Annotated in this window: 23 protein-coding genes, 2 tRNA genes and 2 pseudogenes; 13 read left to right on the top strand and 14 right to left on the bottom strand. The window is 70.3% G+C overall.

The window, feature by feature from the left end; translation table 11 throughout:
• Positions 1-125: 125 nt before the first annotated feature.
• The 7 genes and pseudogenes from PZB75_RS14620 to PZB75_RS14590 form a co-directional block, all read right to left on the bottom strand.
• Positions 126-641 (bottom strand): hypothetical protein, encoded by a 516-nt coding sequence (locus PZB75_RS14620; RefSeq protein WP_275538931.1) that lies wholly within the window; start codon positions 639-641, stop codon positions 126-128.
• Positions 616-1,137, bottom strand: a pseudogene (locus PZB75_RS14615) (DNA cytosine methyltransferase); the annotation flags it as partial. The gene PZB75_RS14620 and the pseudogene PZB75_RS14615, both read right to left, overlap by 26 nt.
• Positions 1,041-1,553, bottom strand: a complete 513-nt coding sequence (locus PZB75_RS14610) for a hypothetical protein (protein ID WP_275535727.1) — start codon at positions 1,551-1,553, stop codon at positions 1,041-1,043. The gene PZB75_RS14610 and the pseudogene PZB75_RS14615, both read right to left, overlap by 97 nt.
• Positions 1,550-2,563: a DUF2637 domain-containing protein gene (locus tag PZB75_RS14605; protein WP_275535726.1), complete on the bottom strand. Its 1,014-nt coding sequence runs from the start codon at positions 2,561-2,563 to the stop codon at positions 1,550-1,552. Before PZB75_RS14605 ends, PZB75_RS14610 begins: the two co-directional genes overlap by 4 nt.
• Positions 2,560-2,844: a DUF6303 family protein gene (locus tag PZB75_RS14600; RefSeq protein WP_275535725.1), complete on the bottom strand. Its 285-nt coding sequence runs from the start codon at positions 2,842-2,844 to the stop codon at positions 2,560-2,562. Before PZB75_RS14600 ends, PZB75_RS14605 begins: the two co-directional genes overlap by 4 nt.
• Positions 2,841-3,140, bottom strand: coding sequence for a hypothetical protein (locus PZB75_RS14595; RefSeq protein ID WP_275535724.1), 300 nt, complete (start codon positions 3,138-3,140; stop codon positions 2,841-2,843). Before PZB75_RS14595 ends, PZB75_RS14600 begins: the two co-directional genes overlap by 4 nt.
• Before the next feature lie 422 nt (positions 3,141-3,562).
• Positions 3,563-4,015, bottom strand: a complete 453-nt coding sequence (locus PZB75_RS14590; RefSeq protein ID WP_275535723.1) for a protein kilB — start codon at positions 4,013-4,015, stop codon at positions 3,563-3,565.
• Positions 4,016-4,673: 658 nt separating this feature from the next.
• Between PZB75_RS14590 and PZB75_RS14585 the strand changes: the two genes are divergently transcribed.
• Together PZB75_RS14585 and PZB75_RS14580 are read left to right on the top strand one after the other, a co-directional pair.
• Complete coding sequence (locus tag PZB75_RS14585) at positions 4,674-5,432, top strand: XRE family transcriptional regulator (RefSeq protein WP_275535722.1); 759 nt, start codon at positions 4,674-4,676, stop codon at positions 5,430-5,432.
• A gap of 2 nt (positions 5,433-5,434) precedes the next feature.
• Positions 5,435-5,908 (top strand): NUDIX domain-containing protein, encoded by a 474-nt coding sequence (locus PZB75_RS14580; protein WP_275535721.1) that lies wholly within the window; start codon positions 5,435-5,437, stop codon positions 5,906-5,908.
• Here the strand turns inward: PZB75_RS14580 and PZB75_RS14575 are convergent.
• Both PZB75_RS14575 and PZB75_RS14570 read right to left on the bottom strand, forming a co-directional pair.
• Positions 5,896-6,468, bottom strand: a complete 573-nt coding sequence (locus PZB75_RS14575) for an HD domain-containing protein (RefSeq protein WP_275535720.1) — start codon at positions 6,466-6,468, stop codon at positions 5,896-5,898. The two genes, PZB75_RS14580 and PZB75_RS14575, sit on opposite strands and share 13 nt — an antisense overlap.
• On the bottom strand, positions 6,465-6,932 hold the full coding sequence (locus PZB75_RS14570) for a GntR family transcriptional regulator (protein ID WP_275535719.1): 468 nt from the start codon (positions 6,930-6,932) through the stop codon (positions 6,465-6,467). Before PZB75_RS14570 ends, PZB75_RS14575 begins: the two co-directional genes overlap by 4 nt.
• A gap of 861 nt (positions 6,933-7,793) precedes the next feature.
• On the opposite strand from PZB75_RS14570, the gene PZB75_RS14565 reads away from it, so the two are divergent.
• The 3 genes from PZB75_RS14565 to PZB75_RS14555 all read left to right on the top strand — a co-directional run bounded on the left by PZB75_RS14565 (position 7,794) and on the right by PZB75_RS14555 (position 11,019).
• Positions 7,794-8,105 carry a hypothetical protein gene (locus tag PZB75_RS14565; protein WP_275535718.1) on the top strand — a complete coding sequence of 104 codons (312 nt, stop codon included), beginning with the start codon at positions 7,794-7,796 and terminating at the stop codon, positions 8,103-8,105.
• Between the two features lie 276 nt (positions 8,106-8,381).
• Entirely contained in the window at positions 8,382-8,942 is a 561-nt protein-coding gene (locus PZB75_RS14560; protein WP_275535717.1) for a SigE family RNA polymerase sigma factor, read from the top strand.
• A gap of 430 nt (positions 8,943-9,372) precedes the next feature.
• A complete protein-coding gene (locus PZB75_RS14555) occupies positions 9,373-11,019 on the top strand; it encodes a long-chain fatty acid--CoA ligase (protein ID WP_275535716.1) in 1,647 nt (548 codons plus the stop codon).
• 201 nt (positions 11,020-11,220) lie between these two features.
• Here PZB75_RS14555 and PZB75_RS14550 read toward each other — a convergent pair whose 3' ends face one another.
• Positions 11,221-15,774, bottom strand: coding sequence for a PAS domain-containing protein (locus PZB75_RS14550; protein WP_275535715.1), 4,554 nt, complete (start codon positions 15,772-15,774; stop codon positions 11,221-11,223).
• Positions 15,775-15,956: 182 nt separating this feature from the next.
• On the bottom strand, positions 15,957-16,586 hold the full coding sequence (locus PZB75_RS14545) for an SSI family serine proteinase inhibitor (protein WP_275535714.1): 630 nt from the start codon (positions 16,584-16,586) through the stop codon (positions 15,957-15,959).
• A gap of 247 nt (positions 16,587-16,833) precedes the next feature.
• Between PZB75_RS14545 and PZB75_RS14540 the strand changes: the two genes are divergently transcribed.
• From PZB75_RS14540 to PZB75_RS14515, 6 genes and pseudogenes are all read left to right on the top strand, one after another.
• A tRNA-Ser gene (locus PZB75_RS14540) sits at positions 16,834-16,924 on the top strand.
• 252 nt (positions 16,925-17,176) lie between these two features.
• Positions 17,177-17,249 (top strand) — tRNA-Arg (locus PZB75_RS14535).
• Between the two features lie 395 nt (positions 17,250-17,644).
• Positions 17,645-17,746, top strand: a pseudogene (locus PZB75_RS14530) (NUDIX hydrolase); the annotation flags it as partial.
• A gap of 171 nt (positions 17,747-17,917) precedes the next feature.
• Positions 17,918-18,742, top strand: coding sequence for a chitinase (locus tag PZB75_RS14525; protein WP_343286238.1), 825 nt, complete (start codon positions 17,918-17,920; stop codon positions 18,740-18,742).
• 173 nt (positions 18,743-18,915) lie between these two features.
• On the top strand, positions 18,916-19,830 hold the full coding sequence (locus PZB75_RS14520) for a DUF2797 domain-containing protein (RefSeq protein ID WP_275535713.1): 915 nt from the start codon (positions 18,916-18,918) through the stop codon (positions 19,828-19,830).
• Between the two features lie 120 nt (positions 19,831-19,950).
• The gene (locus PZB75_RS14515) at positions 19,951-20,691 is read left to right on the top strand and encodes a response regulator transcription factor (protein ID WP_275535712.1); all 741 of its coding nucleotides are present in this window, start codon (positions 19,951-19,953) and stop codon (positions 20,689-20,691) included.
• Positions 20,692-20,801: 110 nt separating this feature from the next.
• Here the strand turns inward: PZB75_RS14515 and PZB75_RS14510 are convergent, their stop codons facing one another.
• Entirely contained in the window at positions 20,802-21,713 is a 912-nt protein-coding gene (locus tag PZB75_RS14510) for an endonuclease/exonuclease/phosphatase family protein (protein ID WP_275535711.1), read from the bottom strand.
• 380 nt (positions 21,714-22,093) lie between these two features.
• Between PZB75_RS14510 and PZB75_RS14505 the strand changes: the two genes are divergently transcribed.
• On the top strand, positions 22,094-23,746 hold the full coding sequence (locus PZB75_RS14505; RefSeq protein WP_275535710.1) for an MFS transporter: 1,653 nt from the start codon (positions 22,094-22,096) through the stop codon (positions 23,744-23,746).
• A 451-nt stretch (positions 23,747-24,197) separates the two neighbouring features.
• The gene (locus PZB75_RS14500; protein WP_275535709.1) at positions 24,198-25,061 is read left to right on the top strand and encodes a TetR/AcrR family transcriptional regulator; all 864 of its coding nucleotides are present in this window, start codon (positions 24,198-24,200) and stop codon (positions 25,059-25,061) included.
• A 90-nt stretch (positions 25,062-25,151) separates the two neighbouring features.
• On the opposite strand, the gene PZB75_RS14495 is transcribed toward PZB75_RS14500, so the two are convergent.
• Together PZB75_RS14495 and PZB75_RS14490 are read right to left on the bottom strand one after the other, a co-directional pair.
• Positions 25,152-25,622, bottom strand: a complete 471-nt coding sequence (locus tag PZB75_RS14495) for a PPOX class F420-dependent oxidoreductase (protein ID WP_275535708.1) — start codon at positions 25,620-25,622, stop codon at positions 25,152-25,154.
• 144 nt (positions 25,623-25,766) lie between these two features.
• On the bottom strand, positions 25,767-26,582 hold the full coding sequence (locus PZB75_RS14490) for a YceI family protein (protein WP_275535707.1): 816 nt from the start codon (positions 26,580-26,582) through the stop codon (positions 25,767-25,769).
• Positions 26,583-26,993 lie beyond the last annotated feature (411 nt).

The following is a 26,993-nucleotide window of genomic DNA, read 5'->3' as shown; positions in this document are numbered from 1 at the left end:
GCCGTGGCCTGTTGTGGGGACGACGCCGTTGCCGAGTGCTTTGAGCTGTGCGGTGCGGGAGAGGCCGGGCACGGTGGTGACCCACCCGGCGGGGAGTCCCATGAGCCATTCGACGAAGGGCGGGTTCAGTCGTCCCAGATCGTCAACTGGCTTGGGGGCGGGACACCCGGTGACCGCTTCCCACCGTTCGACCGCTTCGGCGTAGGGGCCCCAGTCGGGTCGGCCACCTCGGCCGCCAGGCACAACCCGTGCTTCCCCGCCTGCTGCGAGGGAGTGCGGCGGGTCTGCCGGTTCTCGTTCGCGGAAGCCCTCGGCGTGGGCAGCAGCGCCCCGCGCAGCGTCGGGTTGCCCCGACCGAACACGCTGCTCTGCCGTTCGCCGTCCGCGCGGACCGGTGTCGGGAGGAGGGAGACGACGTGGCGCAGGTTCATGCCGCCCTGTGCCGCGTGCCCCGCCCCCGTCGACTCCGAGGTCGACGGGGTGGGCAGCAGCGAGCCGATCGCGGTGGGGAACTGTCCCCGTTGCCCGCCGCCGCGCCAGTCCCTCGCTGCCGGTGTCGGCAGGCCGGGCGAGGAGGAAGAGGCGGTTGCGCTGGTGTGCGGCACCGATGTCGGACGCGCGGAGAGTGCACCATTCCGCATCGAACCCGAGGTGGGCAAGGTCGGACAGGACGGTGTCGAATCCGAGGGAAAGGTGCCCTGCGACGTTCTCAAAGACCGCGTAGCGGGGTCGTAGAACGCGAAGGGCACGGGCGATGTGGGGCCAGATGTGCCGGGCATCAGCGGTTCCCTTCCGGTGGCCGGCGGTGCTGAACGGCTGGCACGGATACCCGCCGCAGTAGACATCGACCGGCTCCACCCGGTGCCAGTCGACCGTGGTGATGTCCCCCAGGTTCGGGACGTGGGGCAGGTGGTGGGCCAGGATCTTCGAGGCTCCGGGGTCGTTGTCCGCGACCCAGGCCGTACGCCCGCCGAACACCGCCTCAACGGCCGTGTCCAGGCCCCGGTAACCGGAGCACACCGACCCGATCCGCAACCCGCTCACCGGGTACCTCCGAGCATGACGGGCTGGATGCGCCACCGGACCTCGGCGGCCGGGACGGTGGTGCCGTCGCAGCAGGTGGTGTGCGGGGTCCATCCGTCCCGTGCGGCGCCCTCGGCCTCGGCGGCGATCTCAGCGGCGGTGGCCGTGGCGTGGATGCTGTGAAGCTGCCCGAAGCGGAAGAGTACGTAGACCCGCTCGGCGCGCTGGTTCTGCTTGCGGGTGGCGCGGAGCAGGGTGCGCAGGGCTTGGCGGTCCTCGGTGTCCAGCAGCATCTGGGCCCGCAGGGCCTCCAGCTCGCCTTCGAGCCGTGCCGCATCCAGCCGGGACTGGGCCAGGTCGGCCCGAAGCCCTTCCGTCACGTCGTCGGCATGGGTCAGGTGGTCGAGCATGTCGCCGCTCTGCTCCAGGCACTTGTCCGCCTCAACGCGGGCGGCCTGGGCTTCGGTCTCGGCCCTGGTGAGGTCGGTACGCAGGGTGTTCAGGGTGCGGGTGCGGATCAGGGCGATCATGCGGTGACCTCCTCAAGGGCCAGAGCAGAAGCGTCGGTGGTGGTGTCGCGGTGTTCCTGGTAGCGGGCGGTCACCCAGCCGACCGACCAGCCGCACAGCTCGGCCGCCGTACGGATGGGCAGACCGGTCTCGAACGCGGCCCGGACCGTGGCCCGCGCCTGCTCCTCGCCCTGCTTCTCCTCGGCGGGCCCGGCGGACAGTAGAGCCTTGCGTTCATGCTCGGCCCGCTGCTGTTCACGCTCGTGTTCATGGCGTTCACGGGCCTCCCGCTCCCGGGCCTCCAGCTCGCGGCGCTGAGCCGTCTCGCGCTCGGTGCGTTCACGCTCTCGCTCACGTTGTTCACGCTCGTGTTCACGGTGTTCAGCGGCTTCACGCTCAGCCCGCTTCTTGGCCTCGGCCCGCTCGCGTTCCTCACGGCGTGCGGCCTCTTCCCGGGCGGTCTGCTCACGGGCCAACAGCGCTTCGTGTTCACGCTGTTCACGCGCCAGCACAGCGGCGTGCTCGCGCTCCTCGCGTCGACGGCGTTCAGTGGCTTCCCGGCGTTCCTCGGCGGCCCGTTCCCGCTCCGCACGCTCAGCGGTCTGCTGTGCTTCGCGGGCGGTGCGGGCGGCGGTGATGGCCCGCCGGTAGGCGAGACCGGTCTCGGCCGTGACGATCAGCAGCAAGGGTGCGACCGAGTGGACTGCCACGCCGACCAGGTCTTTCTTCAGCGCGCTGTCAGCGACGTTCAGGGCCAGGGTCATGCCGCCGGTCATCCACCGCAGCGCGACGGGCCACCGGCCCCCGTCCCCGCCCATGGCGGCCAGGACCGAGTCCAGACGGACCACGATCACCACGGCGGCGTCCACGACGAGCGGGAGGATCGGGGCCGTCCACTCCCACCCCTTCGGGCTGTGGCGCCCCATGAACGGTGTGACCGTGAGGATCGAGAACAGCATCGCCCCACCGACGATCAGCCACGTCCCCACCGACAAGGTGCGCTCCGCTGAACGGATCTGAGCACTGTTCACGACAGGCCCCCGTCCCGTGAACGCACCCGGACCGAGGTGAGCAGCCGGACCGGGGAGGTGTCGTCGTCCGGCCTCTCCGGGTACTCCGCCCACTCCCACTCGGCCCCGTCCGTGAACGCGAACCCGAGGGCGGTGAGCGCCCGTGAACGCTCTGCCGGGGTCGGTACGTCCACGGGGCCGAAGTCGTGCTCCGGCCACTGCGAGACCGGAACACCCATCAAGGCGACGTACAGAATCCACCTGCCGTCCCGGCTGGACATCTGCGCGGTGTGCTCGCTCACGCGGCCACCGCCGCACGCTCGTGCAGCGGGCACCGGACGGTGCGGCGGGCGCGCCGGCCGCTGGGGCGGGGCTGCTTGAGCGGGAGGGCCCGCATCAGGCTCTCGGCGTAGGCCGCAGTCTCCGGGTCGCTCACCCGGAGCTCCGCGAGGACCTCGCGGGCGACGTCCAAGCGGGCCGCCCGGTCCATCACGGACTCGGTGGGCGAACCGGTGAACAGCTCCAGGTCGATCCCCAGAGCCAGCTCGACGAACTCGGTCGCGGTAACGGGCTCGCGACCAGCAACGATGTTCTTCATGGGTCGTGTACTCCTTCAACGATGCGACGGCCCGAAGCGGCCCCGGTGGTAGGACACCGGGGCCGCGCCGTCTTGTGGGTGTGTTACTTGGCGGGTGCGCAGTCAAGGCAGCCGGGGCGGTCGCAGATCTCGATACGACCGAGCCCGAACGCCCCGGTGACCACGTTCGCGGCCCGGCCGCCGCGCTCCCCCGCGGCAACGCGTCCGGCGGCCTGTACCCACCGCGTGACACGTTCGGCACGACTGACGCCGGCAACGCTCTGCTGTCCGAACACTGGAACCCCCTTCGGTGGCTCCGGGACTATCCCGGCTCCCCACCCCCGCCCGTACGGCCCCGGAGAAAACGGGCCGGACGGGCGGAGGAGGCAACCGCCGCAGCGTCTGCGTGCTGCGGTACGGAAGAGCGCAGGAGAGGCGCTGAATCAGGAACAGGACAGGACGCGTGCCGCCATGGCGGTCAGGGCGTCGGCCGCGGACACGGCCTCCTCGCGGCGCGAAGCCAGGACTTCGGCGTTCATCGCACCGCGCATCTCGTACGCGGCACGAACAGCCGCGTCGATGTCGAGACGCAGCGTCGGCAGAAGCACCGTCAGAGCGACCTGCGGAGCAGTGACAGCGGATCGGGTCACGTGGCTCGCCTCACGGGCAGCAGCCACGTCGGCCGGGATCGCCCCGGCCAGGCGCAGATCCTCGCGCATCCACATCGCACGGCGGTGATCCGCAAGCGCGGTGCTCAGCTCCGACAGAGCCGTAAGAGCCCTACCACGCAGAGCCTCACGGCGCTGGGACCGAGCCGCGTAGTACTGCTGGACACCGACCACGCCGGCACCCAGCACAGTGCCGACAACCGCAACAACAGCCGCAGCGATCTCCATCGAACTCCCCCTTCCGGGGCCGGACTCTCCGGCTCCCCTCAACCCCGCCCGTACAGCCCTCACGCACTGCGCGGAGCTGGACGGGCGAAGGAGGCAACCGGCGCGGCGATAGCCGCCGCGAAGCGGTGGAAGATGACCGGCCGCCCACAGAGCCCGGAAGCTCTGACGCGCGAAAGGTGAAGCGGCGCTGCCCTACCGGTCTGTCACGGGAGCGCCCGGGTATGTAACTGCCTCACTTGATGACTCCTTCATGCCGCTGAACAGGGGATATGCACTGCAAGGGGGACCGCGTCCCCACTCTCCGGCCGTTGCTCGCGGTCGCCGGGCCACCTCGCCAGTTGGGCCGAAGCCCCTTGCGTCCTACCTGGCCTTTAGCGGGATTGCAGCGTCCCCGCCCTCTGCGCTCGTACATGTCGAAGCAGCCCAAAGAAGAGCCCCTTCTGCGCTTCCGCCTGACGGCTGATGCGATACCTGTATTACAGGTCCTGCATCGAGGTCCTGTCAAGCGAAGCGGTGGTGACTTCTTGATTCGCGCCTTGACCTCCTGGCGCACCATCAGCATCTGCCCAGGCCAGGGGCGTTGTTTACCCCATCCGTGGACAGCTGAAGTTCATCTGGCTACCTTCGAGAGGTCCCAAGACGTCCCACGGGGGTTGAGATGTCCAACGAGCGCTTACGGTCTGCCCTGCTGGCACAGGGCATGACCATCCAGGAACTTGCCGACTCGATCGAGGTCAACCCGAAGACGGTCGAACGCTGGATCACGCAGGGAAAGATCCCGTACAGGCGGCATCAGTACGCCACGGCCGCGAAGCTGAACGTCGATGCGACGACACTGTGGGACGACTCCCGCGCTGTTGCTACCTCGGCCGATCTGAGCAAGGCCGAGATCGTCACCATCTACCCGCACCGTCACATGGTGCCGAATGCCTTGTGGCGCGAGATATACGAGCGAGCCGAATCTCGGGTCGATGTCCTCGTGTACTCGGGGCTATGGCTTTCGGAAGACCCTTTGTTTCACGACCTCTTGAAGAGGAAGGCGGAGGAGGCTACGCAGGTGCGGATTCTGCTTGGTGACCCAGGCTGTGATGCGGTGCGACAGCGCGGCATAGACGAAGGTCACCGCATCATGGACGGCAAGATCCGCAACGCCCTGGTGAACTACCGTCCGCTCTTCGCCAGCCACCCGGACATCGGCTTCCGCCTGCATGACGGGACGCTCTACAACTCGCTCTTCCGATCTGATGACGAAATGTTGGTGAATACCCACGTCTACGGAATCGGGGCCTACATGGCGCCCGTCCTGCACCTGAGGCGGCTGCCCGGCGGCGGGCTCTTCGACACCTACGCGAATAGCATCGAACAGACCTGGGGCAGTGCCCGCCCGGTCGCGGACCACGACATCACGGGAGCTTGAACATGGGACGCATCGACTACCTTCACGATCCCGACGCTCCGCCGGCCAACTCGGTCGTGCCGTCTGTCGTGGCCTTTGTCCAGAACGACTCAGGCGACGTGCTGCTGATCCAACGGTCGGATAACGGCCGTTGGGCACTGCCCGGCGGCGGGCACGACGTGGGTGAGTCCATCAGCGACACCGTGGTGCGTGAGGTGTGGGAAGAGACCGGCATCAAAGCCGAAGTCGTCGACATGTCGGGGATCTATACCGACCCTGGGCACGTGATGCTGTACGACGACGGGGAGGCACGTCAGCAGTTCAGTATCTGCTTTCGCGCCCGCCCAGTGGGTGGCGCCGTCCGTGCGAGCGACGAGACGACGCAGGTCCGATGGGTCAGCCCATCGGACCTGCGAGAGTTCGACATCCACCCCACCATGCGGCTCAGGATCGAGCACGCCTTGGATCGGGAGCGGGCTGTGCCCTACGTCGGCTGACGCTTGGCGGTGGCGAGTCGCTCAAGGACGCGCACCGTGCAGCCCAGGATCTCCGGTTCGGCGCGTCGAATGAACTTCCCGATCAAGCTATCCGGTCCGTAGCGGCCAGCGATCTCATTGATTCGGTCCACCGGATTCGTCGGGGCGCCGACCGGCGTGGTGTTCATGTCGCAGAAGCAGAGAGCATCGTTCAGGTGGGGCTCCTCCCGGGGGAACTCCTCCTCCAGCTCGCCCCGGAGCCCCCGGGCTTCCGCCTCCATCCACGCGCAGGAGTGATGAGCCACGAGGCGCACCACCCTCTCGTCAGCACGAGCGACATCTCGCAGATACCGTGCGCCGTCGAGCGGGTGAAAGCCGGTCTTGGCGAGATCGGGCGCATAGCCGATGTCGTGAAGCATGGCCGCCGCTTCCAGAATATCGGCGTCCGAACCGAGGATCGGGCCAAGTACACGGGCTCTCTCCGCCACACCCTGCGAGTGCGCCCACCGACGCGGCAGAGGTTCGGAGAGCAGCGATTCGGCAAGAGGGTAGGCCCACTCGGTCAATGCCTTAGCGCTCACGGGTTGGCACTCTCCTCTCGCGTCGGCAGGGATAGTACGGTGCGAGGTTTGCCCTGCCTGCCTTCCGATAGAAGCCCCGCAGTCTCCAGCTTGTGGAGCGCCTTGGCCAGGGTGGGCCGAGAGACGCCGAACCGCGCACACAGCTTGGTCGCGCTCGGGAAGGTCGCCCCCACGGGGAGCTGGTCACTCGTGATTACGTCGGTGAGCCTTTCGGCCAGCGGGCGGCGGTCGACGGCTTCCCCGCGTCGCACCACTCGCAAGCGACTACCAGCAACGCGTTCTGCGACGCCCTGCTCCTGGAGAACGTCGAAGACTCGGAGAGCTACGCCTCGGGAGACGCCGAACTCGCCCATCAGGTCCGAAGCCGTTGGCAGCTCGGTCATCTTCGGGTCGGCATCGATCCGAGCCCTGACGACTTCAGCGATCTTCAGGAAGGTCCCGCGAGGGCTGGCCTGCTGCGACACGAGTCTCCCCTCTCTCCGTCGTAGTCGGTCCAAGCTTGCCATGTTCCTCCATCTCGTCGGTCCTGCCGAGCGTGGTGCCCCGACTGGCTGGCGGGGCGTGAATCGCGGCGTGGTGGGACAGGTTGGCCAACCTGTGGCCAGGAAGCCGGAAGGCGACTGCCGGTCTGCTGAGATTTCGCAGGTCAGGGGTGACTTCCTCGCTGCAAGCTGATCGGTCTTGAAAACCGTCGTGGCGCGAGTCACCGTGGGTTCAAATCCCACACCCACCGCTTGCAGGTCAGAGAAGTAGCAGGTCAGAGGGCGGGTCTCCAGGACGGAGACCCGCCCTCCGCGTTCACCGTGTCTCACCTCGCGCCCCTGTTTCCCGATACTGATCAGGGCGTGTGGGCCATACGCGGGCCAGGGCAGGCCCTACGCCACGGTGCGGAGCCCCAGCTCAACGAGCCGGTCTGCGGCCGCTGATCCGCCTCTGAGCAGCTTGCCCCCTGACGTTCCCCGTGGATCTTCCACCGCATTGCTGCGGCCCCTCTCGATCGGCCTTCAGCGTCGCAGAGCGGGGCGAACTGAGACCGACTAGCCAACTAGTGCTGATCCGGGCGAGGTTCGGGCGGGTTCACTTCAGGACGACGAATACTGCGCCACGCTGACCTGGCTGACCTGAACCGGCCGAGCTATGTGCGGCCAACTTGTGCCCAGGAGGTTTGTCGGAGGGTTCTCACGCTTGCGGGGGAATCGGGGAGTGCGTGTGGTTCGTCGGGGACTCGGTGGGCAGCTCTGGTTGCGCGACGTCGCGACGCACACCGAGGTGGTTGACCCAACCGCCTTGATCAAGCCCGACTTACCGTTCCTGGAGGAATTGACATGGCAAGTGTCCGTACCGCTCGTGCCCTGGCCGTCGTTGCCGCGTTGCCTCTCGCCGCCGCCCTCTTCAGCGGTGTGGCCCAGGCGGACAACGGGTCGTTCGCGAACGACGGATCGAGTGCGGCCGTGGCGACGGTGAGCGGCATCGGGGTCGGGGGCAGCAACGCCGGCAACTCGTCCACCACCCAGCAGCAAGCGGTCGGCGCGGGTGCGTCGAACCAGAACAACACCGCACAAGTGAACGGCTCCGCCTTCACCGCCATCGATCAGTCGCACCGGGACATCACGGTGAACTTCACTCGCCTCTGGTGATCCTGGCGGTGTCGGCCGGGCCCGTCGGTATCGGTCCCCGGCCGGCGCCCGGTGGTGACCGGCCGGGGCAGCCGCGTACGAGCGCCGTATGAAGCCCGGGGTCGTGCACGGCCCGCCGGGGCCACCCGGCCGTAGCCGTGCGCGACCCTGAGGCGGACAGGTGTTCTCTCCACCTTCAGGAGGTGGGGCCGGCCCCACCCCTACACCCTGAGGCGGACGCGTCTTCGGGACCTGGGGCCGATCCCCTCGGCGGCGCCCGCTCCTAGCGTTGGAGCCATGACCACGCCAGTCTGCACCGGCGCCTCCGGGGCAGCCGCTGCCACCACCACCGGATACGCCCCCTACACGTCGTTCTCGTCGTACATGCGGGCGCGGGGGCCCGTACTTCTGCGGGCCGCCCGCTCGCTCACCGCGAACCCGAGCGACGCGGAGGACCTGCTCCAGACCGCGCTCACCAAGACGTATGTCGCCTGGGAGCGGATCGAGGACCATCGGGCGCTCGACGGTTATGTCCGCCGAGCGCTGCTGAACACCCGTACCTCGCAGTGGCGCAAGCGGAAGGTCGACGAGTTCGCCTGCGACGAGCTGCCCGAGCGCGAGACCGCCCCGGGACCGGACCCCGCCGAGCAGCAGTCCCTGCACGACGCGATGTGGCGTGCCGTGATGAAGCTCCCCGACCGGCAGCGGGCCATGGTCGTCCTGCGGTATTACGAGGACCTGAGCGAGGCCCAGACGGCCGAGGTGCTGGGAGTCTCGATCGGCACGGTGAAGAGCGCCGTCTCGCGTGCGCTCGGCAAGCTCCGCCTGGACCCGGAGCTGTCCCCCGTCGCCCGCTGAAAGGTCCTTTACGGGCCGTGGCCGCAAAGGACAGCGGCGCCCCGGCCCTGCTTCGGCCCGCCCCGGCCCTGCTTCGGTCCGGTCGCGCTGACGCCCGGAGGTGCTGACGCCCGGAGGTGCTGGCAGCCCGGAGGCGCCGTCGGTAGGGTCCCGCTGTCGCCCCCCGGAAACGCTTCCCCGGTGACGTGCCCGGAACATCCCCGGAGACGTGCCCCCAGGACATCCCCAGCGACGCTTCAGAAACGCCCCCCGGAACGTCTCGACCGCCGCTTCAGAAACGCCCCCCGGCGACGATTCCCGGCGAGCCGCCGCAGAAGGTGATTTTGCCGTCCCGGCCCGATTCGTTCGCCCGTACTAGTGACATACCAAATGGTATGTGAGCAGAATCAGGCCAACCCTACTGCCGCGTAGCGCCCACCGGGAGGACGCCGTGCTGAGCACGATGCAGGACGTACCGCTGACCGTCACCCGCATCCTGACCCATGGGATGACCATCCACGGGAAGTCTCAGGTCACGACCTGGACCGGTGAACCCGAGCCGCAGCGGCGCACCTTCGCGGAGGTCGGCCGACGTGCCGCGCAGCTCGCCCATGCCCTGCGCGACGAACTCGGCGTGGACGGCGATCAGCGGGTCGCCACGCTTCTGTGGAACAATTCCGAACATATAGAGGCGTATCTCTCGGTACCTTCCATGGGGGCGGTGCTTCATCCGCTCAACGTCCGGCTCCCGGCCGAGCAGTTGATCTGGGTCGTCGGTCACGCCGATGACAAGGTCGTCATCGTCAACGGTTCCCTGCTGCCTCTCCTCGGGCCGCTCCTGCCCCGTCTGCCGTCCGTCGAGCACGTGATCGTCGCGGGACCGGGCGACCGTTCGGTACTGGCCGGTGCCGCGCCGCGCGTGCACGAGTACGAGGAACTGATCGCGGGCCGCCCCACCACGTACGACTGGCCCGAGCTGGACGAACGTCAGGCCGCCGCCATGTGTTACACCTCCGGCACGACCGGCGATCCCAAGGGCGTCATCTATTCGCACCGGTCGATCTATCTGCACTCCATGCAGGTCAACATGGCCGAATCAATGGGGCTTTCGGTAAAAGACACCACTTTGGTCGTAGTGCCCCAATTTCATGTGAACGCGTGGGGCCTGCCTCACGCCGCCTTCATGTCCGGCATCAACATGCTCATGCCGGATCGTTTCCTCCAGCCCGTCCCCCTCGCCGAGATGATCGAACGCGAGCGGCCGACCCACGCCGCCGCCGTCCCCACGATCTGGCAGGGTCTGCTCGCCGAGGTCACGGCCAACCCGCGCGACCTGTCCTCCATGGCCCGCGTCACCATCGGTGGCGCCGCCTGCCCGCCGGCCCTCATGGCCGCGTACGACAAGCTCGGCGTGCGTCTCTGCCACGCCTGGGGCATGACGGAGACCTCGCCGGTCGGCACGATGTCCAGCCCGCCCGCCGGACTGACCGCGGAGGAGGAATGGCCCTACCGCATCACCCAGGGCCGCTTCCCCGCGGGCGTCGAGGCACGGCTGGTCGGGCCCGGCGGCGAACACCTGCCCTGGGACAACAGGTCGGCGGGTGAGCTGGAGGTGCGCGGCCCGTGGATCGCCGCCGCGTACTACGGCGGTTCCGACGGAGAGGTGCTGCGCCCCGACGACAAGTTCAGCGAGGACGGTTGGCTGAAAACCGGTGACGTCGGTGTGATCAGTGACGAGGGTTTCCTCACCCTCACCGACCGGGCCAAGGACGTCATCAAGTCGGGCGGCGAGTGGATTTCGAGCTTCGAGCTGGAGAACGCCCTGATGGCGCACCCGGACGTCGCGGAGGCGGCGGTCATCGCCGTACCGGACGACAAGTGGGGCGAACGCCCGCTCGCGACCGTCGTCCTCAAGGAGGGCGCCACCGCCGACTACCAGGCGCTGAGGGCGTTCCTCGGCCGGACCGTCGCCGAATGGCAGCTGCCCGAGCGCTGGACGGTCATCCCCGCGGTCCCGAAGACGAGCGTCGGGAAGTTCGACAAGAAGGTGATCCGCAAGCAGTACGCGGACGGCGAGCTGGACGTCACCCGGCTCTGACCGCCCGGCGGCGGGCGGGCGGCGGCGGGCGGACGGCACGTCGGGACGGCGATGGCCGTACGGCGCGCTGTGGGTACGGAGGTACGGCGAGGGCGGTACGGATACGTTCCGTACCGCCCTCGCCATCAACCATCGTCGTCGCCTTCTACCACGCACACGCACAGGCACCCGTACCCGTGCCCGTGCCCGAACCCGGCCCAGCTAGTTCGTGCCGATCTTCGCCAGCAGATCGACGATGCGGGCCTGCACCTCGGTGCTCGTGGAGCGTTCCGCCAGGAAGAGAACGGTTTCGCCCGAGCTGAGCTTGGGAAGGTCCGCCTGGTCCATCCCGGCCGAGGTGTAGACGACGAGCGGGGTCCGGTTCAGTTGGCCGTTCGCGCGCAGCCAGTCGATGATTCCGGCGCGTCGGCGGCGTACCTGCATCAGGTCCATCACCACCAGATTCGGCCGCATCCGGGTGGCGAGTGAGACGGCGTCGCTGTCGGTCGCCGCCCGCGCGACCTGCATACCGCGCCGCTCCAGCGTCTCCGTCAGCGCGAGCGCGATCTCCTCGTGCTCCTCGATCAGCAGCACCCGCGGCGGATGCTGCTCGCTGTCACGCGGGGCGAGCGCCTTGAGGAGTACGGCCGGGTCGGCCCCGTACGCCGCCTCCCGGGTGGCCTGCCCCAGGCCGGCCGTCACCAGGACCGGAACCTCGGCGGCCACCGCGGCCTGGCGCAGCGACTGCAACGCCGTACGGGTGATGGGGCCGGTCAGCGGGTCCACGAAGAGCGCGGCGGGGAACGCCGCGATCTGGGCGTCGACCTCCTCACGCGAGTGCACGATCACCGGCCGGTAGCCGCGATCGCTCAGCGCCTGCTGCGTGGAGACGTCGGGGGCGGGCCAGACCAGCAGCCGACGGGGATTGTCCAGCGGCTCAGGGGGCAGCTCGTCGTCCACCGGCCGGGGCTGCGGACGGTTGGCGACCTCGACCGCGCCGCCCGGCCCGTCCAGCGGTTCCGGACCCTCGGCGCCCTCGTCGGGGGCGCTTATCGCGTACGAGCGCCCCTCGGCCGCCGGGGCGGAGAGCAACTGCCCCGAACCGGGGACGGGAGCGGCGGAGGCGGTCCCGGGTACCGGACCGGGCACGGGCCCCGAACCGGGTACGGCCCCCTGCCCATGACCCAGCGAACTGGTGGGCTGCGGCGACGCGGACGTGTGCTCCGATGAATGCCCGGAACGTTCCTCGTCGCTGGGTGTGGCGAGCTTCCGCCGCCGCCCGGCGCCACCGAGCGACTGGCTCTGCTGCTGCCCGGTGGGCTGTGCGAACGGCACACCCTGCCCGAGCGTCCGCACACTGAACGCGCGTCCCTGCGTCGAATCCGGTGACACCGGCATCGGCGTCTCGGCCGGCAGCGGCTGCCGCAGTGCGTCCGGCCCACTGCCCGCCGCACCGTCGCCGTGCTCGTGATCGACGGGGTGCGCGCCGGGTGCGCCCCCCAGGGGCACGCTGCCGGTGGTGTGCGTGGTGTGTCCGGCGGCGTCCCAGCCGAGACCACCGCCGTCCCCACCGACATAGCTGCCGCCGCCGATGCTGTCGTCGGCGCTGTCACGCATGTCGTCGAAGCTCTGGGACGCGCCGTTGTGCGCCTCCGGAGCCACGGCGGCCTGGGAGGTGTTGTGCGCCCCGGGCGCCACACCGGGCTCGGAGGCCACGGGCAGCGGCACCGGCCCCTCGGCGGGGTCCCCGGGACGAGCCCTGCGCCGTCCGGTCGGTACGTGCGTCGGGTGCGCCTGAGGCGGAGTGTGATCGGCGCCCGGCGCGATACGTACGGCGTCGTGCCGCCCCGGAAGCGAGGCATCCGCAGCTCCGGGTGCTTCGGGTGCTCCGGCAGCTCCGGTCGCTCCGGCCATGGGCGGAACAGGCGGTACGGGGGCAGCGGGTACGACGCCCCCGCCAGGTGCGGCAGACGAGGACGGTGCGTCAGGTGTGCCAGGCGCGTTGGGTACGACAGGCGCGGCGGGCACGTTGGGTACGACAGGCGCGGCGGGCACGTTGGGTACGACAGGCGCGGCGGGCGCGGCGGGCGCGTTGGGCGCGGTCGGTGCCACCGGTTCGCTCCGGTCGGCGTCGGCCGGCGGCAGCGCGAACGCCGTGCGGGGCCCGGTCGGTTCCGCCTGCGCCGCCTGCTCCTTGGCGATCGACAGCGCCCGCCGGGCGCGTCGACCGGTCGGCTGCGCCTGAGCCGACCCTGGGACCTGGGCCTGCGCCTGGCCGACAGCTTCGCCGGTACCGACGGACCCGGCCGTTCCGGTGGACCCGCCGGTCGCCGTCGACCCGGCGGAACCCGCTCGGTCCATCGCCCCGGGCACGGACGGAGCGACGGCCGGAAGGGCGAGCTGGTTCTCGCCGCCCGCGCGGACCGCCTCTCCCCGGGGAACGGGCCGCGGGTTCTCCTGCGGTACGCCCTGCGGGGGTACGGTCTGCCCGAGTTGTGGACGACCACCACCCCCCTGCGCGCCCTCGGCCGCCGTGACCACGGAGCCTTCCGAGGGCGCCCCGGGCGCGGCGGGGGCCACCGGCCCGGCCGACAAGGCCAACGCCTGCCCCGGCTCGCGCTCCGGCGCGGGACGCTTCTGCTCCGCGAGCCCCGGCCGGGCCACCTGGCCCGCCGAAGGCGACGGCTTCGACTGCGCCTGCGACTGCGCAGTCACCTCGGCCGGACTCGGCCGCCCGCGCCTGCGCCCCGACCCCTCGCTCTGCTGGGCGGGAATGATCTCCTGCGGCCCCTGAGGTGTCTGCCGGCCGTCGTCGGACGCCGTACCGCGCCGAGCCCGGCGCCGGCCGGTCGGCTCGGCCACCCCGGTGTCACCGCTCTCGGCGCCCACCGGGCCGTCCAGGAAGGCGTCCGTGGACGACCGCCGCGCGCGTCGCCGTCCCCCGCCCGTATCCGTATCGCTGTCCGCACCCGCTACACCCGCTACGGGCCGCACGACAGCATCCGCCCCCGCACTGCCGCCCTCCGCGGAACCCGCAGAGCCCTCGGCGTCCCCGGAGCCATCGGTGTTCTTCCCGACAGCACCCCCGGACGACCCGCCGTCGGCCGCGACCAACCCCTTACCCGCGCTCGTACCCGCGCCCGCGCCCGTGCCCAGCGGCACTTCGAGCACGTACGCGCTGCCGCTCATCCCCGGCACTTCGTGCGTCTGGAGTACGCCCCCGTGCGCCCGGACGATCCCGCGCACGATCGGCTCGTGCACCGGGTCTCCGCCGGCGTACGGCCCGCGCACCTCGATCCGTACGACCTCACCGCGTTGCGCCGCCGCGACCACGACGGTCGAGTCGAGGTAACTGCCGCCCGACGCCACCCGGGCCTTGCCGGTCGAGTCGATCCCGGCGACGTCGGCGACCAGATGGGCGAGCGCCGTGGCCAGCCGCCTGGCGTCCACCTCGACCTCGATCGCCGGCGCGTGCACCGCGAACTGGGCCCGCCCGGGTCCGATCAGCTCGACCGCCCCGTCGATCGCGGTCGCCACGACCGCGTCGAGCAGCACGGTCTCCTTGACCAGCCCCTCCGTACCGGTGTCGAGCCGCTGATAGCCGAGCACATTGTCGACGAGCGTCGTCATCCGGGCGTATCCGGCGGCGAGGTGGTGCAGGATCTGGTTCGCCTCGGGCCACAGCTGTCCCGCCGGATCGGCGGCGAGCGTGGAGAGTTCTTCCCGCAGTTCCTCCAGCGGCCCGCGCAGCGAATCACCGAGTACGGCGGCCAACTGGGCGTGCCGGGCGGCGAGCGCGGTGAACAGGTCGGACTGCTCCTCCAGCTCGGCCGCGTACCGGTCGGTGCGGTCGGCCAGCTCGGCGGCGTGCGCCTCGGTCAGCTCGGCCAGTTCCGTCGCGTGGGCCTCCGTCAGCCGGGCGATCTCCACGGCGTGCTGGTCGATCAGCTCCTCGTACGGCCTGCGGTCGGTGAACGTCATCACCGCGCCGACCAGCTGGTCGCCGTCCCGGACCGGCGCGGTCGTCAGGTCCACCGGCACCTGCTCGCCGCTCTTGGACCACAGGACCTGCCCGCGCACCCGGTGCTTGCGCCCCGAGCGCAGCGTGTCGGCGAGCGGCGACTCCTCGTACGGGAACGGCTCGCCCTCCGCACGCGAGTGCAGCACCAGCGTGTGCAGCTCCCGGCCGCCCAGATCGCTGGCGCGGAAGCCGAGGATCTGCGCGGCGGCGGGGTTGACGAGCACGACCCGGCCGTCCGTGTCCGTGCCGACGACACCCTCGGCGGCGGCCCGCAGGATCATCTCGGTCTGCCGCTGCGAACGCGCCAGTTCGGCCTCGGTGTCGACGGTCCCCGACAGATCCCGTACGACGAGCATCAGCAGTTCGTCGCCGGTGTAGCTCGCGTGGTTGGTGTGACCGGAGTGGACATCGGTGTACGCGGCCTGGCCGTTCTCCAGGTTGGCGCTGGTGACCTCGACCGGGTACTCGTTGCCGTCGGTACGCCGCGCGATCATCCGCGTCGGCTTGGTCCTGCCCTGCTCGTCCGCAGCCTCCGGCCTTCGCATCGACCCGGGAATCAGCTTGGAGTCGAACTCCGGCAGCAGATCCAGCAGTCCGCGTCCGACGAGCGCGGTGCCCGGCGTCTCGAACATCTCAAGGGCGATGGTGTTGGCGTTGACGACCGTGCCGTTGCAATTGACGAGCAGGAGCCCGTCCGGAAGGGCGTCGAGTATGGCTGCGAGGCGAGCAGCGCCTCGGGATGGCCTGCTGCTCACGACGACGCTTCCTCCCTGATTACCGCATCTTGCCGACAGCGGGCCCCATCTTGCCCCTCGGGCCTCAGGCTGTCACTGGAGGAGTCTAAAGGTTGGGGAGGGGCGGCGGGCGGCGGATGAGGGGGAGCTCTCACCGAGGTTCGGTGCAGACGGCGTACGCCCCCGGTCCATGACGTGCGCTTTCAGCGTACGTCCGGCAGGAGCGGACGCAGGTTGTTCCACCGTCCGATCTCACAACCGTCACTCCGCTCGAAGGATGCCTCGAACTCCCGACCCCGCCATGTCCCGGAGACCTTCGCGGTGGCCGGGCCGCCGTACTGGAGGGTGCACATCAGGTCCTGCGGCACCGGCATGAACGGGTCGTCCCCCAGGTCGGCCGCCTTCGCCAGCCGGGCGCAGGCACCCTTCGGGTCGGGATGAGTGCCGCCGACCGGCTCGCACTCCAGGACGAAGGTGCCGTTGGCCGCGGGGTCGCCGGAGTTCGCGATCGTCACCGTGAGCCGGGTCTTCGCACGCTGAGGTGCCTGCGGCCACTGCGGCTGCGACGTATGAGGAGCGGGCCTGGGAGCCGGGACGGGAATCGGGATCGGGAAGAGCGAGGGCCTGGCGGGCGCGGCGGACATCAGCGACACGGCGTGCGCCGAGGCCGACGCGTGAGCCGGTACCCCGAACGCCGCTGATACGGGCGCCGCCGATACGGGAGCTGTCGCCGGCAGCGACGACGGGAGCGGGCTCGCGGCGACCGCGACCGACGGGGTGACGGACAGCGCGGCGACGGAGGCGACGGCGATGAGAGCGAGACGACTCGGCATGCGGAACTCCTGTGCTCGTGCACTGCTGCGGGCAGGGCGTGCAGGACGTACGGAGAGGGAGGAACGATCCGAAACCGGGACGGCCCACTCCTCCGCCCTCTCTAACGCGCCACCCGACTCCACGTTGCGCCCGGAAGCCGCTTTGCTCAGACGGCCGACTGCCTAGTACCGTGGGCCGCGGTTGGTGACACGGCGCTCAACTGTGTCATCATCTGCACACACCACTCGCGCTCGCGCGGGGTGTGCTGGAGGCGTCGCCTAGTCCGGTCTATGGCGCCGCACTGCTAATGCGGTTTGGGTTTTAACACCCATCGAGGGTTCAAATCCCTCCGCCTCCGCGTGATCCCGAAGCCCCGAGCCCACAGGCCCGGGGCTTCGGTCGTATCCGCTCAAGACGACACGACCCGACCCGACCGGGCACACCCCGCGAACCGCACCGGGCCGACCCCGGACCGGTGCGCACGGGAGAGGCCGGACACGTCGTATGCCCAGGTCAGGCCGGGTGAGGTGAATGGATTTCGCCTGGCGCCATGGGTCATGTAATGTTGTTCTCGCAACGCCGACGGGGCAGAAAAAGCCCGGAACGCCAAGCACTCGTAGCTTAACGGATAGAGCATCTGACTACGGATCAGAAGGTTGCAGGTTCGAATCCTGCCGAGTGCACAGCAGGCCAGAGGCCCCCAGGAGAAATCCTGGGGGCCTCTGGTGTATGTCATGGCGGCGGTGTTTGACGGGCTCGTCGGGTGCGGTGCGCCAGGCGGGGATCTCGGCGGCCCAGTGCTCGGCCGAGGCGGGAGTGGCCCCGTGGATCTTCCACTGCATCGCTGCGGCCCCTCTCGATCGGTCCCCAGGATCTCAGGATCGACCCAGCGGAAGGTGCCGGTCCGTACTAGTCGCGTCACTTTGACGAGATGCACAGCTTTTCGGTTACTGAGATGCGGATACGGGTTCGTGCGGACGGGCTGTCGGATGGGCCTGTTCGATACGGCGGGCCGGCTCCATGGCCCGCACCGAGTCCTGTGAGCGTTGCCGGTTGGTGGCGTTGGACGTGGCGGGCCCTGGCCGACGAGGTGTACGCGATCCGGGTGCTGGACGCCTTGGACGCGGCTTCGCCGCCTGCTGTGCGGGCGCACGACGGTGTGAGGCTCGGCCAGCTCTGATCAGGGACCCAGGTCATGGGTGGAATGTGGGGCGGGGAAGTTCAAGACTTGGCATGGTCTAGACAATTGCCCCCCTCGGGGCCGTAGCCTCTCGACGGCGGTGCGCTCTGTCTTCCTTCGTCTCCGTCCGGCGTGCCGTCCCCACCCCCACCGTCGAGGAGTGATGAATTCGTGTCATCAGCGTTGAGGAAGGGCACCACGGGCGTTCTGGCGACCCTGGCCGCCGTGTGCGGGCTGTTGCTGTCCAGCGCCCTGCCGGCCGCCGCTCAGACCCAGTCGTCCCAGCCGTCTCAGCTGACTCATTCGTCTCATTCGTCGCACAACTCCCATGGGTCGCACCACAAGCCCCCCAAACCCCACAAGCCAGGCCATAAGAGCGACTTCGTCGTCAGCGAGGCGCAGTTCAACCAGATGTTCCCGAACCGCGATCCGTTCTTCACCTATGACGGGCTGGTCGAGGCGACCAAGGCGTACCCCAGGTTCGCGCACACCGGCAGCCGGACCACCTGGAAGCAGGAGGCCGCCGCGTTTCTCGCCAACGTCAGCCATGAGACCGGCGGGCTGTACTACGTGGTCACGCAGAACACCGACCTGTATCCGATCTTCTGCGACGAGACCCAGCCGTACGGCTGTCCCGCCGGGCATGACGCGTACTACGGGCGTGGCGCGATCATGCTGAGCTGGAACTTCAACTACAAGGCCGCGGGTGACGCGCTGGGGATCGATCTCCTCAACAACCCGTGGCTCGTCGAGACCGATCCGGCCGTGGCCTGGATGACCGCCCTCTGGTACTGGAACACCCAGTCCGGTCCCGGCACCATGACCGGCCATGACGCGATGATCCACAAGAAGGGCTTCGGGCAGACGATCTGGAGCCTCAACGGGTCCTCCGAGTGCAACGGCGGCGCCCCCGCGCAGATGAACCACCGGGTCGATCTCTACAAGCAGTTCACCCGAATCCTGCGCACCGAGCCGGGTCGTCGTCTGACGTGCTGATCAGGCACAACGGGTAGCCGCGCCGTCGTCCGCGATCGATCCACCAGGACCCGCGCGCGCGTCCCGTCGTGTGCGTACCCCCACGGAGGCCCCGTAGCATCGCGGGGCCTCCGTCGTGTGTGGGCTGGCGGGGTAAGGGACGGGTGCGGGTGAGTGAGTCCGGGAGTGTGCGCATGGGTGGCTGGCGGGTCACCGGGCTGCGATGGGCCGAGGGGGCGGCCGGGCCCGCGCTCGGGTGGCAGGGGCCCGCGCCGGGGCAGTCGCGCGTGAGCGGGCTCGCGTACGGCGCGGAACTGGGGTTCCGCGCTCTGGGCGTACGCCACTGCGTCGGCGCGCGCGGCAATCCCTGTCCCCTCCTCGCGGTGGTCGCGGGGCGCGGCACGGGGGCGCGTTGTCCGGAGTGCGCTCGGCTGGACCGGGCGCACTCGGTGGCCGCCGACACGATCGCCGACGACCCGCGTACGTATCGTGTGTATCTGGCCTGGTTCGGGCCCGGGATGGTCAAGGTCGGCATCACCGCCGAGCAGCGGGGTTCCGCGCGGCTGCGGGAGCAGGGGGCCGTCGTGTTCAGCTGGCTGGGGCGCGGGCCGCTGATGGCCGCGCGGCGCACCGAGGAGCTGTTGCGGTCGGTGCTCGGGGTGCCCGACCGGATTCCGTACGCCAGGAAGCGTGCCGTGCGGACCGCGCTGCCGGGGATCGGGGAGCGGGCCGCGGAGGTCCGGGCGCTGTACGGGAAAGCGGTCGCGCTGCGCGGGGACGGGTGGCCGGAATCGCTGGAGCCGTTGCCGTTCGAGGCGGTCGACCATGCCGGGGTGTTCGGCATCAAGGGCGTGGTGGGGGTGACGGGCGCGGTGACCGAGCTGGTGGACGGCGGGGTCGTCGCGGGGCGGCTGGTGGCCGCGGCCGGGCCCGATCTGCATCTGGCGCCGGCGAACGGCGGGGTGGTCGTCCTCGACACCCGGCTGATGACCGGCTGGGAGCTGGTGGTGGCCGACGCGCGGGCGGATGTCACCGTGCCGGTCGCGGCCGTGGGGTCGGGGCCGGGAGCAGGCACGGGGTCGCAGGGAGTGCAGGGCGGGTTGTTCTGAGAGCGGTGTGTGGGTGCGCCGGGGCGTGCCGGGCACCGCGGCAGCTCCCGGGCACCGATTCTCAGGCAATTCACAGAAACGGCCAAGATGTCTCTCACCGGGATCTCGCACGGTGGACGCATGACGACGACCTCGCCCGTGGGGCGTACAGAAGCGCTGAGGCCGGACCGCGATCCCGTGCGAGTGCTGGTCGTGGACGACGAGGCTCCGCTGACCGAGCTGCTGTCCATGGCCCTGCGCTACGAGGGCTGGGAGGTGCGCAGTGCCGGGGACGGCGCCGGTGCGGTCAGGGCGGCGCGTGACTTCCGGCCTGACGCGGTGGTCCTCGGCATGGCGCTGCCCGACATGGACGGGCTCGCGGTGCTCGGCCGGCTGCGGCGGGAGCTGTCCGACGTCCCCGTGCTGTTCCTGACCGGGCGGGACGCGATGGAGGAGCGGATCGTCGGGCTCACGGCGGGCGGTGACGAGTACGTCGCGAAGCCGTTCGGTCTGGAGGAGGTCGTGGCGCGGCTGCGCGGGCTGATCCGGCGTTCCGGCACCGCGACCGACGTCCGGGGCGGGTCGGCGCTCGTCGTCGGTGACCTGGTGCTGGACGAGGACAGCCATGAGGTGAGCCGGGGCGGCGGCAACATCCATCTCACCGCCACCGAGTTCGAGCTGCTGCGGTTCCTGATGCGCAACCCCCGCCGGGTGCTCAGCAAGGCGCAGATCCTGGACCGGGTGTGGAACTACGACTTCGGGGGCCAGGCGAACGTCGTCGAGCTGTACATCTCCTATCTGCGCAAGAAGATCGACGCCGGACGTCCGCCGATGATCCACACCCGGCGCGGGGCGGGGTATCTGATCAAGCCCGGGGAGTAAGGGCAGCCGGGGAGCGGGGGGAGCGGGCGAGGCGGGCGGGCTCGGGGAGCTGGAGGGGGAGTCCGTCCGAGGAGTGGGCCGGCCCGTGCGGCAGAGTGGGCCGGCCCCGTTCAGCGTTCCGGTCGCAGCAGCAGATCGGCGACCACCGGGCGGTGGTCCGAGGCAAGCGTCTCGGGCACCGCCGCGCCCCGTACCCGTACTCCGTCCTTCGAGACCGCCACGTAGTCGATCCTTCGCACCGGGTCCCGCGCGGGGTAGGTCGGCGAGCCGGGTTCGACGTCCGTCAACTCACGCCAGAGCGGGGCCAGTTCTGCGGCCGTCGGTGACGCGTTGAAGTCGCCGAGGAGGACCTTCCGGCCCCGGTCCTCCGCCATGATCCGCCGGGTGTCGGCGATCTGCGCGGTGCGTACGGACGGGTCGGCGCGGTAGTCGAGATGCGTCACGTACACATGCACCGGCAGCCCCCTCACCCGTACGGTCACCTCGCCGAAGCCGGGCGCCGGTGCGGGCAGCGGGTCGGGGACCTGGGTGGACAGCCGGGTGATCTCGTGGTTCTCGGCGCTCTCGATCCGGTACCTCGACAGCACCGCCACTCCGAACTCACGCCGCGGTGCGCCCGGCGTGGCCGGATCGAGGCTGTATATCGGGGCGAACGACACCCGCATACGCATTCGTTCGCCCAGCTCGCGCGCCACATCACGCCACTCGCTGCGGGCGCTCCAGTGGACGTCCACCTCCTGAAGGCCGAGCACATCCGCTTTCAGTGAGCGGAGTTGGTCCGCCTGTCGATCGAGGTCGAAGACGCCGTCCATGCCCGCGCCGGCGTGGATGTTGTACGTCGCCACGCGAAGCGGGATCGCGTTCCCGGGCTCGTTCGTCGCGCGGGCGGGGCCAATGCTCCTGCCGTTCCCGGGAGTTGACGGGGCTCCGGCGGCCTTGGCCGGAAGTGCCGTACCGGCCGTCAACAGTCCTGCGACGACCAGCGTTCCCAGCTTTCCCAGCGTACGGTGACGCGGTGTCATGCCACCACTTCCCCTCCGTGTCGGTGACCGGGCCGGTGTCCGGGTGCGTATGTCCGTGTTCGCGTCCGCGTGTGTATTCGTGTGTGTTCACGCGGTTTTCGGGGCTCCTTCGTCGGACCGGTGATCCTGTCCGGCCGCGTCCGATCGTCGTCGACGCCGCGTCGGGGACCGTACCCGCGGAAAAGCGCTTGTACGCCGTACGGGAGTTGCTTTACGGTGTATGGCAGATTCCCGTACGGCGTATGGGGAGGCGTGTGGGGATCACTTCGCCCCGGCCGTCCGGGTCCAGGTCGCCCGGCGCCGTTGTCCCTTCCCGTCGTTCCTTCAGCCGCCCGTTCCAGCCGCCCGTTCCAGCTGTACGAGTTCAAGGAGCCCGCACCATGACGGCCACCGCTGCTGAGCAGCAACCCCTCACTCCCCGAGGACACCCCCAGCGCTGGCTGATCCTCGGCGTCATCTGTCTCGCCCAGCTCACCGTGCTCCTCGACAACACCGTCCTCAACGTCGCGATCCCCTCCCTCACCGCCGATCTGCACGCGGCCACCGCCGATGTGCAGTGGATGATCAACGCGTACTCGCTCGTCCAGTCAGGGCTCCTGCTCACCGCGGGCAGTTCCGCCGACCGCTACGGCCGCAAGAAGATGCTGGTCGCCGGACTCGCCCTGTTCGGGATCGGCTCGCTGGGAGCCGGACTCGCCCAGTCGGCGGGCCAGTTGATCGCCGCCCGCGCGGGCATGGGGGTCGGCGGCGCGCTGCTGATGACCACGACCCTTGCGGTCGTCATGCAGATCTTCGACGACAGCGAGCGGATCAAGGCGATCGGCATCTGGTCGACCGTCAGCATGCTCGGCTTCGCCGTGGGACCGCTGATCGGCGGGGTGATGCTCGACCACTTCTGGTGGGGCGCGATCTTCCTGATCAACATCCCGGTCGCCGTCATCGGCCTGATCGCCGTGGTCCGGCTCGTACCGGAATCCCGCAATCCGCACGGCGACCGGCCCGATCTGCTGGGCGCGCTGCTCTCCACCGTCGGCATGGCCGCCACCGTGTACGCGATCATCTCCGGCCCCGCGCACGGCTGGACGTCCGGCCGGGTCCTGCTGGCCGCGTTCATCGGAGTGACCGTGCTGACCGGGTTCGCGCTGTGGGAGCTGCACATCCCGTACCCGATGCTGGACATGCACTTCTTCCGGAACCAGAAGTTCGTCGGCGCGGTCGCGGGCGCGATCCTGGTCGCCTTCGGCATGGGCGGTTCGCTGTTCCTGCTCACCCAGCAACTTCAGTTCGTGCTCGGGTACGGGCCGCTGGAGGCCGGTCTGCGGACGGCGCCGCTCGCGCTCAGCGTCGTCGCGCTCAACCTCACCGGGCTGGGGGCCAGGCTGGTGCCGAAACTGGGCACCCCCGTCACCATCGCCTCCGGCATGGGGCTGCTCGCCGCCGGTCTCGCGGCCATCGCCCTGCTCGGCCGGGACGGCTACGGCGGCATGCTGCTCGGGCTGGTCGTGATGGGCGCGGGCATCGCGATGGCCATGCCCGCCATGGCCAACGCCATCATGAGCGCCATCCCGCAGGAGAAGGCGGGCGTCGGCGCCGGGATCAACGGAACCCTCGCCGAATTCGGAAACGGCCTCGGGGTCGCGGTGCTCGGAGCCGTACTGAACTCCCGGTTCGCCACCCTCGTCCCCGCCGCGGTCGGAGCCGCCTCACTGCCCGCCGCCCTCGCCGCGGCGACCGGCGAAGCGGAGCGGCAGCGGATCACGGACGCCTTCGCCTCCGGTCTCGCGACCAGCCAGCTGGTCGGCGCGGTGGCGGTGCTCGCGGGCGGGCTGCTCGCCGCCGTACTGCTGCGACGCGCGGAACAGCACGAGCGGGCGGGACAGCACGAGCGGTCGGGACAGCACGAGCGGTCGGAGCGGACGGAGCAGTCGGCCGGACAGCCGGGTCCGGCGGCGGACAGGGCTCAGGGCGCGCCTTCGGGTACGTCGCCGGATGCGATTCCGGACGTGTCCCCGGACGGGGCCCAGGGGGCTTAGGGTCTCTCGTCCGGATCTCGGGCCGGATCTCGGGCCGGATCAGGGAGCGGGCCGGTGCCGTGCGTCGTGAGGCGGAGGAGGGAGTCATGGCGGAGCCGTGCCGACCGACGACAACGCCGCGAGGTGCGGTGCGAGAGCCCGCGAACCCGGCCTGATCCAAACGGAAGGGCCCCAGGGGGGCTCCAGGGGACTCGCCCGTATCGGCGGCATAGCATCAGGTGGGGCGTACCGGACAGCACGCGTCCGGTACGCGTCCAGGGTGCTGCGGCCACGCGTCCGGCTTCCGCGGGCGGTGCGTGACCGGTCGGCAGCCGGTGGCGGGCCGGGCGGTATCCGGTACGCGCCCGGTGGGTACTCGGGTCCGTGACCGGTCGCGTGCCCGGCACATGCGTCCGGCTCGTATCGGCCCGTACCCGGTACGTCCCCGCCGGCAAGACGAGGAGAGTACGCCATGGTGTCCGCGGCCGACCGAGTGAACAATCCCGCACGAGCCAGTGTCTGGCTGGACCGGCGGACCCCGTCGCGCAGTCGCCGGTCCGCTCAGCCCACCGGCCTCGACCGGGAGAGGATCACCGCGGCCTCGGTCCGGCTGCTGGACGCCGAGGGCCTGGCCAAGTTCTCCATGCGCAGGCTGGCCGCCGAGCTGGACGTCACCGCGATGTCCCTCTACTGGTACGTCGACACCAAGGACGACCTCCTGGAACTCGCCCTCGACTCGGTCCACAGCGAGATCGAGTCGCCGGGCGAGAACACCGACTGGCGCGTCGGCCTGCGCGAACTCGCCGCCAGCTACCGCGGGTTGCTGGTCCGTCATGTCTGGGTGTCATCGCTGATCGGCCACTTCCTCAACATCGGCCCGCACGCGATGCTGTTCGCGTACTCGGTCCAGGACGTCGTCCGGGCCACCGGGCTGCCGCCGCGGCAGCGGACGGGCGCGCTCTCCGCGGTCTTCCAGTTCGTGTACGGATTCGGCACCATCGAGGGCCACTTCGCCCAGCATGCCGCGGCGGCCGGGCTCAGCCAGGACGCGTTCTTCCAGCAGGCCATGGGCACGATCCTGGCCGAGCCGAAACTGCGCGGCGCACTCGAAGCCGCGCAGGACCGGATGGAGGCGCGCGGTGGTGACACGGTGGAGGAGATGCGCGAGCGGGACTTCGAGGTCGCGTTGAACGTACTGATCGCGGGCATCGAGACGATGCGCCGGGACGGGTCGGGATTCGGCACGGGTACGGGGACGGGGACGGAGCAGGGCCGGGGTGACGCCCAGGGCCGGGCGCAGGACCAGGGCCAAGGGCAGGCGGCGGGCGGGCGGTAGCGGCCGGCGGGCCGGGTGCCCGCGCGTTGGCGTACGGGATGCCGGGTGCGGGACGCCCGGTGCTGGGTGTCCGGTCGCCGCCCCCGGCTGTCAGTCGTCCGACGCCAGGCGGGCCGGGAATCCGCCCGTGGCGACCGGGCCCCACCGCTCCGGAGTGACCCGGATGATCGACTTGCCCTGCTTCACCATCGCCGCGCGGTACTCGTCCCAGTCCGGGTGCTCGCCCGAGATGTTCCGGAAGTACTCGACGAGCGGTTCGACGGAGTCCGGCGAGTCGATCACCTCGGCCGAGCCGTCGATCTGGACCCACGGGCCGTTCCACTCGTCCGAGAGGACGATCACGCTCACCCGCTCGTCCCTCCTGGCGTTACGGGTCTTGGCCCGTTCGGGGTACGTCGACATGACGATCCGTCCCGCGTCGTCGACCCCGCAGGTCAGCGGGGAGCCCTGGGGCCTCCCGTCGGACCGGGTGGTCAGCAGGACCGCCCGGTGCCTGGGCCGTACGAACGCCAGCAACTCGTCGAGCGTGACGGCGGTGTTGGACGCGATGGAGGGTGCCATGTCCCAAGCCTACGATCCGGCAGTGACAAGGGCCGGGCGGCGACGAGGGATTCTCGCCACCGTCCGGCCCCTTCCGCCACTGCCGATGCCCGCAGCCTGAATTCGTACGGTCATTCGAATACAGCGCTCGGACGGACGTGCGGACTACGACGGCAGCGCGTCGCCCTGTACCGCCTGGATGTCCAGTTCCACCCGCAGTGTCGTGCCGATCGCGGAGATGCCCGCCTGCACGACCTGGTTGTAGTTCATCGCGAAGTCGTCGCGGCGCAGGTCGGTGGTGGCGCGGAAGGCCGCCCGCACCCCGCCCCACGGGTCGGGACCGGTCCCCAGATAGCTGAGGTCCAGGTCCACCTGGCGTGCGACACCGTGCAGCGTCAGCTCGCCGCTCACGGTCCAGCGGTCGGGTCCGGCGGGCGTCAGGGCGGTGGAGCGGTACGTGATCTCCGGGAACCGTTCCACGTCCAGGAAGTCCGTCGACCGCAGGTGCTTGTCGCGCATTCCGTTGCCGGTGTCGATGCTGGCCGCGCCGATGACGGCGTCGACCCGGGACCGCTCGACGTCCTCCGCGATCTCGATCCGGCCGCCGAACTCGGTGAACCGGCCGCGCACGCTGGAGATCCCCAGGTGCTGCGCGACCGCGCCGACCGAGGAGTGCGCCGGGTCCAGCGACCAGGTGCCCGGCGGCGGCAGCTCGACACCGCCCTGCCGGGCCAGCACCACGGTGCCCGCCTCGGCCCGGCCGCTCGCGGTGACGAGGGCGGTGGAAGCGGCGGGGGCGTATCCGACCGCCGTCACGATCACCGTGTACGCGCCGGCCGGCAGCGGGGCATCGGTGGCGACCGCCCCGTCCTCGTCGGCCTCGGCCCGCAGCACCTGTGTGCCGGTCATGTCCGTGACCGTCACGACCGCGTGCTGGACCGCCCAGCCGTCCCGCGTCCGTACCTGTGCGCGAAGTCCCATCCCGTTTTCTCTCCTTGTCGAAATGACGCGGTGTTGCCAGTGGTGTTGATACGCCGGGACACGGGGCGCGGGGCACGGACTGCGCCGGGGCCCCGGGTGGGCCGGGCGGTACCGGTTTCGTCGGTGGTCCCGGTGGTCCCGGTGGTCCCGGTGGTCCCGGGGACCCGGTGCTCCCGGTGGCACCCGACGGCGCCTGCGTACCCGACGGCGTCTGGACCCGGTTGTCCGGTGGCGCCCGGTGTCCCGGTGCCGCCGATGGGGAAGTAGTCGGGCCCCGGGGTGGGGACGACAGGCCGTCCCCTGCCTGTCGTCCCCACCGCCGGGGCCCATTTCCACCGGCATGGACAGCGTCTCCGCGCGAAACGCCGTCCCGCCAGGGGTCTGTGTTCACTCGTACGAGTGGTCGGGGAG

Source organism: Streptomyces sp. AM 4-1-1 (genome assembly GCF_029167625.1).
In the GTDB taxonomy this organism is placed as follows: domain Bacteria; phylum Actinomycetota; class Actinomycetes; order Streptomycetales; family Streptomycetaceae; genus Streptomyces.
This window is presented reverse-complemented; position numbering and strand designations above follow the sequence as displayed.